This window comes from Bowmanella yangjiangensis, from assembly GCF_018531185.1.
In the GTDB taxonomy this organism is placed as follows: Bacteria; Pseudomonadota; Gammaproteobacteria; order Enterobacterales; family Alteromonadaceae; genus Bowmanella; species Bowmanella yangjiangensis.
On record NZ_JAHDJU010000001.1, the window covers coordinates 735,739 to 748,586 of the forward strand.

At 51.2% G+C, this 12,848-nt stretch carries 7 protein-coding genes; 6 read left to right on the plus strand and 1 reads right to left on the minus strand.

Features of this window, described 5'->3' with window-relative positions:
- The first annotated feature begins 206 nt into the window (after positions 1–206).
- The 6 genes from KJY73_RS03375 (at position 207) to KJY73_RS03400 (ending at position 11,235) form a co-directional block, all read left to right on the plus strand.
- Positions 207–3,374: a glycoside hydrolase family 2 TIM barrel-domain containing protein gene (locus tag KJY73_RS03375; RefSeq protein ID WP_232848378.1), complete on the plus strand. Its 3,168-nt coding sequence runs from the start codon at positions 207–209 to the stop codon at positions 3,372–3,374.
- Positions 3,375–3,425: 51 nt separating this feature from the next.
- Entirely contained in the window at positions 3,426–5,747 is a 2,322-nt protein-coding gene (locus KJY73_RS03380; RefSeq protein WP_214340328.1) for an aminotransferase class III-fold pyridoxal phosphate-dependent enzyme, read from the plus strand.
- 26 nt (positions 5,748–5,773) lie between these two features.
- Positions 5,774–7,309, plus strand: a complete 1,536-nt coding sequence (amaB, locus tag KJY73_RS03385; protein ID WP_232848379.1) for an L-piperidine-6-carboxylate dehydrogenase — start codon at positions 5,774–5,776, stop codon at positions 7,307–7,309.
- 431 nt (positions 7,310–7,740) lie between these two features.
- A complete protein-coding gene (locus tag KJY73_RS03390) occupies positions 7,741–8,040 on the plus strand; it encodes a hypothetical protein (RefSeq protein ID WP_214340330.1) in 300 nt (99 codons plus the stop codon).
- 585 nt (positions 8,041–8,625) lie between these two features.
- Positions 8,626–9,918 (plus strand): FG-GAP repeat protein, encoded by a 1,293-nt coding sequence (locus KJY73_RS03395; protein WP_214340332.1) that lies wholly within the window; start codon positions 8,626–8,628, stop codon positions 9,916–9,918.
- 240 nt (positions 9,919–10,158) lie between these two features.
- Positions 10,159–11,235 (plus strand): alpha/beta hydrolase, encoded by a 1,077-nt coding sequence (locus KJY73_RS03400; RefSeq protein ID WP_214340334.1) that lies wholly within the window; start codon positions 10,159–10,161, stop codon positions 11,233–11,235.
- Between the two features lie 231 nt (positions 11,236–11,466).
- Here KJY73_RS03400 and KJY73_RS03405 read toward each other — a convergent pair whose 3' ends face one another.
- Complete coding sequence (locus KJY73_RS03405) at positions 11,467–12,756, minus strand: NAD(P)/FAD-dependent oxidoreductase (RefSeq protein ID WP_214340336.1); 1,290 nt, start codon at positions 12,754–12,756, stop codon at positions 11,467–11,469.
- Between the last annotated feature and the right edge of the window lie 92 nt (positions 12,757–12,848).

Sequence of the window (12,848 nt, forward strand, 5' to 3'; positions counted from 1 at the left end):
AATGTATTATTTATAGTATTTATTTACAACCAATTTTACCTTCCGCGTGTCGAATATTGCATGCCAGCCCTTATTCCTACAGGAAGTTCGGGTATCTTATCTGACAAGGTCGACGGCGTTAGCCATGTTAATAAACTTGAGCCCCTCTTGTCAGCGGGTTAAATATTTGTATTATAAATAACACGAATTTGTCGTCAGAGGTTGTTATGAAGAAAGTTTCCAGCCTGTTGCTGGCCGGTATCCTGTGTGTACCGGCCATGGCCACACCCCGCGCCCCTTGGGAAGATCACCAGGTTTTTGGCATCAATAAACAAGACCCGCGCGCCAGCGGTTTTGCCTATTCCAGCGTGGCGGCGGCCATGGTTGATGATTATCAGCAAAGCGCTAATTACTTGTCTTTAAACGGCCTGTGGCAGTTTAACTGGCAACGCAGCCCCAAAGATGCTCCGCAAGGCTTTGAACAGCCAGGGTTTGACGATAGCCAGTGGCAGCAGATCCGGGTGCCGGGTAACTGGGAAGTGGAAGGTTTCGGCTATCCCATTTACCTGGACGAGCGCTATCCCTTTGACGCCAAATGGCCCGATGTACCTAAAGACTACAATCCTATAGGTTCGTATCGCAACAGCTTTGAACTGCCGCAAAACTGGCAGGGTAAGCAGGTCTTTATTCATGTGGGCGGTGCTCGTTCTTCCCTGGAAATTTGGCTCAATGGCCAGTACATCGGCTTTAGCCAGGGCGCCAAAACTCCGGCCGAGTTTGACTTAACCCCCTATTTAAAGCCGGGTAAAAACCTGATTGCTATGCAAATCCGTCGCTGGACTGATGCCAGCTACCTGGAAAGCCAGGATATGCTGCGGGTTTCCGGGATTGAGCGTGACGTGTATTTATACGCCACACCCAAGCAGCATTTATATGACTTCCATGTCAGGCCAACCCTGAATAAGGCCCTGGATGAAGGCAAGATGGCCCTTGAAGTGGACCTGCGAAACTACGCCGAACCGGCGGCGGTGTCAGTTGCATACCAACTGCTGGACCCTAGTCGCGAGATGCAGCTGGTCGCCAGTGGCGAGCAGGCAGTAACGCTGAGTAAAACCGCCTCAGTGCAGTTTGCCGCCTCTGTTAAAAAGCCCAGACTGTGGAGCGCCGAAACCCCGAATCTGTACACTCTGGTGATGACCATGAAAGATGCGGATGGCCAGGTGCTGCAAAGCGTACGTGACGATATCGGTTTTCGTAACATTGCCATTGAGGGCGGCCAGTTAAAGGTTAACGGCAAAGCCATTTATATTCGTGGTGTTAACCGTCACGAAACCGATCCACGCCGCGGCCATGTGGTCACCCGCGAGTCGATGGAGCTGGATATTAAGCTGATGAAGCAGCACAATATTAATGCGGTGCGCTCCAGCCATTATCCTAATGATCCGTATTGGTACGATCTCACCGACAAATACGGCATGTACGTGATTGATGAGGCCAATATCGAGTCACACCCGCTGGCCATCAATAAAGACACCCAAATTGGCGACGAGCTAAGTTGGCTGCCTGCCCATCTTGAGCGTACCAAGCGTATGTTCGAGCGGGATAAGAACCACCCATCCATTATTGTCTGGTCACTGGGGAACGAAGCCGGTGAGGGCCGGGTTTTTGAAGCTACCTATAAGTGGCTGAAAGAGCACGACGGTAGCCGACCGGTGCAATATGAACCGGCTGGTACCGATCATTACACCGATATTTTTGCCCCTATGTATCCAAGCATTGAGCGTTTGGAAGAATACGCCCAGACCCACAAGGATCGCCCCGGCATTATGATTGAGTACGCCCACGCTATGGGTAACTCGGTAGGTAATCTGCAGGATTACTGGGATGTGATTGAGAAGTACGATGTGCTGCAGGGCGGTTATATCTGGGATTGGGTAGACCAAGCGCTGGAATACACCAACGACAAAGGCCAGAAAATCTGGGCCTACGGCAAAGACTTCCACCCCGAGCTGCCCACCGACGGTAATTTCTTAAATAACGGCCTGGTCAATCCAGACCGTGAGCCGCATCCGCATCTGCTGGAAGTGAAGAAGGTCTACGAGCCGGTGAAATTCAAGGCGCTGGATATCAGCAAGGGCCTGTTTGAAGTGCGCAATAAGTTTATCTTTGCGTCGCTGCAAGGTTATGACCTGGCCTGGCAGATTGAAGCCGATGGCGAGCTGATTGCCAAAGGCCGGGAGCCCATGCCGCAGGTGGCTGCTGGCAGCACCGCCAAGGTTAAGCTGGCCTTGCCTGTGCTGCCCAAATCGGCCAGCCAGGAATATATCCTGACCTTATCGGCCCGTTTGAATCGCTCCATGGGCCTGCTGGATGATAATCACGAGGTGGCCTTTGAGCAGTTTGCTTTGCCGGTAAAAACTATTTACCTGCCACAACCTGTGGTTAAAGCAAAGCCTCTGAGCATAGACAAAGGCAGCGATCTGCTAAAAGTGGGCAACGAGCAGGTACAACTAGCCTTTGATGCCACAACAGGTTGGCTGAGCCAGTATCAGGTGCAGGGCAAGGCGCTGTTAAAGGCGCCGCTGAAAGTGAAATTCTGGCGTCCACCCACGGATAATGATCTGGGTAACGATATGCCCCGTTGGGCGGCTATCTGGCAACACGCTGAAGACAGACTTAAGCTGCAAAGCCTGACCAGTAAGGCCGAGAAAACTGAGGTGGTGGTGAGTGCGCTTTATCACAGCCCGGATTTTAAAGGCAGTTATCAGGTGCAATACCGTGTTAGTGCCGATGGTCGGGTGGCGGTAAACAGCAAGCTGGATCTGGCTGATGGGCAGGAACTGCCTAAGTTGCCCAAGTTCGGTATGCAACTGCAAAGCCCGGGTGAATACGGTTTTGTTAGCTGGTTTGGTCGCGGCCCCCACGAGAGCTACGCCGACCGTTTCCGCTCGGCACGGGTAGGCTTGTATCAGGCCCAGGTGCGCGATCAAATTCATCATTATGTGCGTCCCCAAGAAAATGCTAATAAGCAGGACTTACGCTGGATTGCTCTGACCAACGAGCAAGGCGCGGGTTTACTGGCGGTGGGTGAACAGTTGATGTCGGGCAGCGCCTGGCCTTATCTGCAGTCGGATATCGACTTCTATGCCGGTGACAGCGAAGCATCGGCCTCGGGCCTGGTACCTGTGACCAGCAAGCATGGCCTGGAAGTACCGATGCGCGATCTGGTTATCTTAAACCTGGATCACAAACAGATGGGCGTGGGTGGTGACACCTCCTGGGGCCGTCCTGTGCATGATAAATACAGTGTCCCTGCCCAGGATTATCAGTATGGCTTTACCTTGATCCCATTGAGCGCGGGCGATAACCCGGCGAGGCTCGCCAGAACCAAATAAACCGGCGAGCCGGTGGGCTCGCCTCTTTCGATTTCGTTGATAGGAAAGACTATGACGGCGCGACTTTTGGATGCGGATATTGCTCAGTATGTGGCAGCGCATTATCAGCTAGAGGGTGAGCTGACCCGGCTACCCGGTTACTGCGACCTTAACCTGCGCCTGCAAACCCAGGCCGGTCAGCACTTTATTATCAAAGTGGCGGGAGAGGGCGAAGCGCCCGTGTATCTGGACCTGCAAAATCAGGCCATGAATCATCTGGCCAAGCGTGGTTTGCCTGTACCGCAGGTACTCACTGACGCACAGGGCCGAACCTTGGGTGAAATAGCCGACAGCACGGGTGAGCGTTTTCCGATTCGGGTGCTGACCTATCTGCCTGGCCAGTTTTATGCTGACTTGCCTAAAGGCCAGGGCTTTCCCGCCCTTTGGCAGCACCTTGGCGAGTTTATGGGGCGTTTAGATAAAAGCTTCGGTGATTTTCGCCACTCCGGTCTGAACCGTTACCTGGACTGGGATCTGGCCTTTGGCCTGGAGGTCTGCCGCGACAAACTGGCGGCGCTGGAAGGTGACAGGCGCAAGCTGGTGGAAGGCTTTTTGCTGCAATACCAAACTCAGGTTAAGCCGTTTTTATCCAAACTGCCGGCTGGCCCCATTCATAACGATGCCAACGACTACAACCTGTTGGTGGATGACCTGGCTAACCCCAGCCAGATCAGCGGGTTGATTGATTTTGGTGATATGTGCTTTAGCCAGCTGGTCAATGAGCTGGCCATTACTTGTACTTACGCCATGCTGGATCAGCCCGATCCTGTAGCGGTGATCGGCACTATCGCCAAGGGGTATCACAGCCAGCGTGCCCTGAGTGAAGATGAGCTGAAGGCGCTGCCTTATCTGATTTGTCTGCGTTTGTGTGTGAGCGTATGTAACTCTGCCCATGCGATTCGCCAGACGCCGGACAATGACTACCTGCTAATTTCGGCCCGCCCGGTGTGGCAGGCGCTGGAGCAGTTTAAGCAACTGGATTTGGCCGTTATTGGTTTGAACCTGGTTGCCGAGCTGCTGGGTATTGCCCAAGGTGGGCGCAGCAAAGCGTCACTGCTGGCCAGCCGCCAAAGCCATTTCAGCCGTACTCTGAGCCTGAGCTACCAGGAGCCGCTCAAGATAGTACGTGGCCGCGGTGCTTACTTGTTTGATGAGCAGGGCCGCGACTATCTGGATATGGTGAATAACGTCTGCCATGTGGGCCATTGCCACCCGAAAGTGGTCGCCGCTGCGCAGCAGCAAATGGCCCTGCTGAATACCAACACCCGTTATTTGCATGACAACCTGGTCAGCTATGGCGAAAAACTGCTGGGGTATTTCCCCGATAAATTGTCGGTGTGTTTTTTGGTTAACTCTGGCAGCGAGGCCAATGAGCTGGCCTTTCGTATGGCCCGCTGTGCCAGCCAAAGCCGCGAACTGTTGGTGGTGGACGGCGCCTACCATGGCAATACCAATGCCTGTATTGATGCCAGCCCTTATAAATTCGATGGCCCAGGCGGTGAAGGGGCGCCTGCCCATGTACATAAAGTGATGCTGCCCGACCCTTACCGCGGCCCCTATGCCGGTTACGGCCTGGAAACCGGCCATCAGTATGCTGCTGACATTCAGCGGGTGCTGGCGCAACTGAAGGCTGAGAACAAAACGCCCGGTGCTTATATTTGTGAGTCGGTACAAGGTGTGGCCGGGCAAATTGTGATGCCACAAGGCTATCTGGCTTCGGTGTATGAACAAGTGCGTGCTGCCGGTGGCATCTGTATTGCTGACGAAGTACAGATTGGTTTTGGCCGGGTTGGCGAGGCCATGTGGGGCTTTGAAACCCAACAGGTGGTGCCGGATATCGTCACCCTGGGTAAACCTATAGGCAATGGCCATCCTATGGCGGCCGTGATCACCAGCCGCGAGGTGGCTGATGCCTTTGTCACCGGCATGGAATACTTCAATACCTTTGGTGGCAACCCGGTCTCCTGCGCCATCGGCCAGGCGGTGTTGGAGGTGATTGAAGAGCAGCAACTGCAAGTCCATGCCAAACGCACCGGCGATTATCTGCAAGCCAAGCTTAACGACATGGCCAATGAGTTTGAGCTTATCGGTGATGTACGTGGCCTTGGCCTGTTTATCGGCGTTGAGCTGGTCACCGACCGTGACAGTAAAGCCCCCGCCACGGCGCACACCAAATCCCTGATCGAACACTTTAAGGCCCAGCGCATATTGCTTTCTACTGAGGGGCCGTTTAACAACATTCTGAAAATCAAGCCGCCCATGGTATTTGGGCTACCTGAAGCAGACCGCTTCCTCGACACCTTACGCAGCGGTCTTAAGGGCTTGGGTCAATAACCCTGCCCACGACAAAAAGAGGATTAATGATGGAATTTCTGAAACAACTTAACCTTGGCGCCAGCAACGCAGGTGCCAGCACCGGCCAACAATGGTTAGCTGATGACAGCGCTGAGCAACTGGCCATTCACTCCCCGGTTAACGGTGAGCTGATCGCCAAGGTTAGCCTCTGCACTCAGGCCCAATACCAGCAGGTTATCGAACAGGCACAGCAGGCTTTTGTGGCCTGGCGTCAGGTCACCGCGCCGCAGCGCGGCGAAATTGTCCGCCAGATTGGGCAGGCCCTGCGTGACTACAAACAGCCGCTTGGCGAACTGGTGTCCTATGAAATGGGCAAATCCTTGCAGGAAGGCCTGGGCGAAGTTCAGGAGATGATCGATATCTGCGATTTCGCTGTGGGCCTGTCTCGCCAGCTGTGTGGTTCCACCATGCACTCCGAGCGCCCGCTGCACCGTATGTACGAGCAGTATCATCCGCTGGGGATTGTCGGCGTAGTGTCGGCCTTTAACTTCCCGGTCGCGGTATGGGCGTGGAATGCCATGATTGCAGCGGTGTGCGGCAATGTCACAGTATGGAAGCCGTCTGAGAAAACCCCGCTGACCGCCATTGCTTGCCAGCATATCCTAAAGGACATTCTGGTTCGCAATAACCTGCCAGAAGGCGTGTTCTCGCTGGTGGTGGGCACCGGCGCCGAGATTGGCGAGCTGATGCTGGATGACAAACGTGTTCCACTGATGTCGGTAACCGGCTCTACCCGTGTAGGTCGCCATGCCGGTCAGAAAGTCGCGGCGCGTTTTGGTAAAACCATTCTGGAGCTGGGCGGTAATAACGCTATTATTATCACCCCTAATGCTGACCTCAAAGTGGCGATCCCCGGTGTGGCCTTTGGTGCCGTGGGTACCGCCGGTCAGCGCTGTACTACTACCCGTCGCGTGATTGTGCATGAGTCGGTGTATGACAAGGTTAAAGACGCCCTGGTGGGCGCCTATGGCAAGCTACGCATTGGGAACCCGCTGGATCAGAATAATCATGTAGGGCCGCTAATCGACCAGGCCTCAGTGCAGGCCTTTAGCGCGGCGCTGGATAGAGTGCAGGCCGAAGGTGGCAAACTGCTGTGCGGCGGCGAGGTATTAAGTGGTGAAGGTTATGCGTCTGGCTGTTATGTAAAACCGGCCATTGTTGAAGCGGAAAATCACTTCCAGATGGTGCAGGAAGAAACCTTTGCGCCCATTTTGTACCTGATTAAATACAGCGGTGATGTGCAGCAGGCCATTAATCTGCAAAACGATGTGGCCCAGGGCCTGTCCTCTGCCATCTTTACCCAGAATCTGCTGGAAGCCGAACAGTTCCTGGCCCACTGGGGCTCGGATTGCGGTATTGCCAACGTAAATATCGGTACTTCTGGTGCCGAGATTGGTGGTGCTTTTGGGGGTGAGAAGGAAACCGGCGGTGGCCGCGAGTCCGGCTCCGACGCCTGGAAGGCCTATATGCGTCGCCAGACCAATACCATCAACTATTCCACTGCGCTGCCGCTGGCACAGGGGATTAAGTTCGATTTGTAATAAGTTGAATGGTTAAGTTGGAAGCCGGGTGTTGCCCGGCTTTTTTGTAGGTTAAGTGAGTCGTAGGTTTTGAGTGCAAGGATGTCTCTCGCATCCTTGCGGTTTATGACTCGCTTCCCAGCGAGCCAAAAGCTCCTGCGCTCAAAACGGCTTCTGATTTCGGCTTCACTGCAAGCTTACCGCAGCGCCGGGAAGCCGTATTCGCTACATAAGGCGGCAAAGCCGCCTCAAAAGCCTGTTTATTGTCCTCCGGTGGCGAGTAGCCAAAGTGTTGCTTCACTCAGATACGTGGAAGACAAAATGCTGGCGAGTTTCTTCAAGTAGTTGTTAGTATGATAAAAATGAGTGGAAACTGTGATTTCTCAGCTTTTTGTCATATATGGCATAAAGAGTGCACAGGGTCATGCGCTTGTTACGTTTCAGGGGAAGATATGAGACTTAAATATGCTTTGTTGGCATTGTCATTTGTAACCACCTTGTCCTCAGCACTTGAGCTACATATCGGTTTAACTAAAAATCATACTCTTACACTTGATGGTAGTGATATCTCACTAGAGACTTTGCGCAAAAAAATTGATGCAGCTAAATCGAAAAACGAACCAATTAGAATTGTTATTGGTGGTAATCAGAGATATGCAAAAGAATTAAAAGAAATGTTAGGAGAACTGGAAAGGTATATTGTTCCAAGTGAGCCATCTATTTTGATACTGCAAAGTGATGAAAAGCATTAATAAATAAGGCAAGTTAAATCATTGGAAAACTACTCGCTACGCTCACGTTTTTTTGCTGTATAAAACGCAAGGTATAAATTGAGTAATGAAATTACTTATTTTGACTATTGGTTTACTCATAACTTCTATAGCCTCAGGTGTGATGGTCATTACTATGTGTTCTTGGGGGTGTCCGAGAAATTCAAATATCTTTATCCTACTGGGAATAATTGCAGTTTTATGTGGAGCAGCATTCTTAGTTTTGTTCATCATAAAGTTAATTACGTGCTTAGGTGGAGTGAAATGAATCTATATGAGATCAACGAGGGCAGGTTTATTGAGGCTGTAGATAACTGAAGTGGTTGCACTTCTCCTGACCTTTCCCCCAAAGATAAATACCAATCATTAGTTACCTATTCTTTTTCTTCGTTTTCTCTGTGTCCTTCGGGGTGAGATCTTAGCAGTTGAAAGTCCAGTAGATGGCACCTCTTAACTCCACTACTTTAGCTATGTAGTAACAAGATATTTCCATTCTTAATCGTCAGTTGAATTGTTCTCTCTGATACCTTTACACTCCGAAAATCCTATAAAAATCAGGTGGATTGGGTGAGATTTATCAATAGCCTCAAACTTCAATTTTGTGCCGTACTCACTGTAGTGGCTGGTGATAGTTTGGCAACGCAACACATTATCTTGGCGAATGATGGCAAGGCCGAGGATTACTTTGGCTACAGCGCGGATATCGATGGCGCTACGCTAATTGTTGGTGCCCATAAAGCGGATATCAATGGCGTCAAAGATGCTGGGGTTGCGTATGTTTATGTTTTAGGTGACCGGGGCTGGTACCAACAAGCCAAACTCGTTGCTGATCCTATCTTCACAGACGACACACTGGGCGGCAAAGTGGCATTAAAAAACAATGTGGCCATGCTCGGTGGGATGCGAAGGGATGACAAAGGTGAAGACGCGGGCGCCGTTGTTTCTTTTGAGCGTGTCGCCAATACCTGGACACAGAAGCAGATTTTTACCGCACCTGATGCCATGCCTGGGGATGCGTTTGGCCAGAGTGTTGCACTTACTGATAACTACCTCGTTATTGGTGCGCCGAATAGTGATGCCTTGGGCGTCGACTCCGGGGCGGCGTATATTTACCAGCGGGAAAACGGCATATGGCGCTATCAAAGCAAAATCACTGCCAGTGATGGCGCAGCAGGGGATTTGTTTGGCATCAGTGTGGCTATAGACGGCAATACCATTCTGGTGGGCGCGGACTTACATGATGAAAAAGCCGAAAACGCCGGGGCCGTGTACGTTTATGTGGTGCAAAATAATCAGTGGCAGCAACAAGCTAAGCTTGTGGCATCTGATGGCGGTAAAACCGATATTTTTGGCGTCAGGGCCGCGATTTCAGGCGACACCGCATTAATTTCGGCCAGGCGAGACGATATTGATGAGCTGGGGGTAGATGCCGGCTCTGCCTATCTCTTTGTGCGAGAGGGGGATGCCTGGACGCAAGAGGTTAAATTGATCTCCCCAGACGGCGCGGCAGACGACAGATTTGGCCGCGGTGTAGCGTTAAGTGGCGATACCGCCATTATCAGTGCCATGAATCACGATGCCAATGGCACCGATACGGGGGCATTGTACGTATACAAAAAAGGCCCACATGGTTGGCGATATACCAGCAAGGTTGTTGCTGAGAATGCTAAGTCTGGCGACCAATTCGGCTGGAATGTTGCGCTATCAAAGGGCGTTGCCGTGATAGCCACCCCCCATCATGATGCTAACGGCCAGCAGTCTGGCGCTATATACGTGCAAGACTTAAATAGTGATAGTGCATCCGGCATTCAAAACCCTGTTGTAAGTAGATTGGAACAATCAGACAAATCCGCGCAGTAGGGAACCGAATAGAACTGGGACGAGGTTTTATTTGTAACCGGGTAAATGAGTAGATTAAAAGCCGGGCAGCGCCCGGCTTTTTTATCATAAATGGCAAGCGGCGAAGGTGAGGGCGCGGCTAAATCCGCAATTAAACCCACCTGTGGCTATGAAACAATTCCGGCCGTTGCGGCCATGCAAATAGTGACTACTTTTAGTTAAGCCATATTTCGTGGCAGGGAGTTAACGACGGAGAGCACTATGTTTATCGTAACAAACCGCGAAGTAAATGAAGCAAAGCATGAAGTAACAGAAGCCTTTGGCGAAAAGCCCATGGCTGGAGCGAATTCACTGCGTTTGGCTGAAGCCAGCCGCAAAGGTAAAAAATGGCATATTGATATCCTGCCTGATTTGTTAACGAATGAGCAAAAGAAGCAATTAGCTAAAGGCTTAGAGGCACAGAAGTACGCTAGCGCATATGTGGCAAGTAAGCTTATTAAACGTTGCAGAGGCGAGGAAAATGGGGGGCAAGGCAGAAACTTGTTGCTCTATGTGCACGGCTTCAATAATGACATTAACGATATTCTTGAACGGGCAGAGCAACTGGAAAAAAACTTCAACGTTGAAGTGTTGTGTTTTAGCTGGCCGGCCAATGGTGGTGGATTGCAAGGCGTACTTAGCTATAAAAGTGACAAGCGCGATGCGTTAGTGTCACTTGGTGCACTGGATCGGGTATTTGAAAAAATGTCTGATCTTCTGAAATTACTAAATCAGGATAATGTAGAGGCTTTAGAAACCAAAGCGGAGGCTAGATTCGGCAAAAACAGCGAAGCCTGGGACCGCTATTTTACTAAAGAAGTAAACAAGAAGTGCCCCTTTACGGTGAATCTAATGCTGCACAGTATGGGCAACTATTTGTTTAAGCACTTACTCCGCAGTTCTACCTATAATGCTAATCGGCTGCTGTTTGACAATGTAGTAATGATAGCTGCCGATACCAATAATCAGGGTCATGCCCAGTGGGTTGATAAGATTCAATTCCGCAATCGTCTCTACATTACCATTAATGAAAAGGACGTTGCGTTACGAGCGTCGCGGCTGAAAATGGGGGAGCAGCAACACGCGCGTTTGGGGCATTATTTACGCCAACTGGATGCCCAAAATGCCACTTATGTGGATGTTACTCATATGGCCCATATTGGCGACTCTCATGCCTATTTTGAAGGCGAGGCCCTTGAGAATGCGAAAGTACGTACCTTCTTCAATAAAGTGTTAAATGGCGAAAGCGGCGAACGTACTGCCAAATTTGATGTGGCAAGGAACGTCTATCGATTATAGTTCGCAGGTTGTGCCGTACATTGAGTATCGAGTGTTTTGATTTTTGGGAAAGACACTTCGTTATCGACATATAAATGACATGCGCCATTACCCGCGAAAGAAGCGAAGCACACAAGAAAGATGTCTTTCTTCGTGTTACCTGTGTGCTTCGTGGTGAAACATTGGCATTAGATGCTTCTATTTTCTCGCAACTCGCAACTCGCAACGCCAAGCCTTGCTGCGGTATCAGCGCTAATGCAGTTTAAGCTTAGGCCGTACTGCGCGATTGATTTTCTCCACCAATATCATCAGCATGCCTTTAAGCCAGCCGTGAATAGCTACCTGATGCATGCGATACAAACTGATATACACAAAGCGAGCGATGCGGCCTTCAATAAACAGGCTGTTGCCGGTGAGGTTACCCATCAGGTTGCCCACAGTGCTGTAACGACTTAAATTCACCAGTGAACCATGGTCTTTATAGTGGTAGGCCTTCAGGGCTTTACCGGCACGGCGGCGCAGAATATTAGCGGCGATAAGCGAGGCCATCTGGTGCGCCGATTGTGCCCGTGGTGGTACCCAACTGCCGTCTTCTTGCTGGCAACCGCAGCAATCCCCCAGCACAAATACATCGTCTACGCCTTTGGCTTGCAGCTCGGGGGTGACCAGAATCTGCTGCATTCTGTTTAACTCAAAAATACCTAGTTGCTTGATAAAGTCCGGTGCTTTAACCCCGGCTGCCCATACCATCAAATCGGCGCGAATGGTTTTATCCTCGGCGGTAAAAAAGCCATTTTCTACCGCAGAAGCAACCTTGGTGTTTTCCAACACTTCAACCCCAAGCTTGATCAGCTCGGTGCGGACCGCATTGGAAATGCGTTTAGGCAGGGCGGGCAATATACTCGGCCCTGCTTCAATTAAACTGATGCGCAAACGATGAGCATTAATCTGCGGCAGACCATAGCGCTGGGCCAGCGCCGCCACATGATACAGCTCGGCAGACAGCTCTACGCCGGTGGCGCCACCACCCACTATGGCGATATTCAGATACTCCCGGGCATCGGCCTGATTAACCCGCACAAAAGCATTAATCAGTGAGCGGTGAAATTTATCCGCCTGTTTGGGGGAGTCGAGAAAATAGCAGTGCTCAGCCACACCCTGTGTGCCAAAGTCGTTGGACACACTGCCAATAGCCATAATCAGAGTGTCATAAGCCAGCTCGCGCTCAGGCACCACCAAACGGCCTTCTTCATCGAACATGGCGGCCAGGCGCACACTTTTGCTCTGGGCATTCAGCCCAATCATTTCTACGTGCTGAAACTGGTAAAAATGCTTAGCGCCATGGGCACTGTATGCGACTCCGTCGGTGCTGGTGTCCAGCGAGCCGCTGGCCACTTCATGCAGTAACGGCTTCCAGATATGGCTGGTGTTTTTATCCACCAGAATAATCTGCGCCTGCTTTTTCTTGCCCAGTTTATGCCCAAGCTGGGTTGCCAGTTCTAAGCCTCCGGCACCTCCTCCGACAATAAGGATGGTTTCCATAAATGCACTCCAAAGTTAGGGATCTGTTTATCTTTGCCATCGGAGGGTTGATCAGCAGGTGCTTTATGCCGAGCTGACAGTGGGTAATTGAT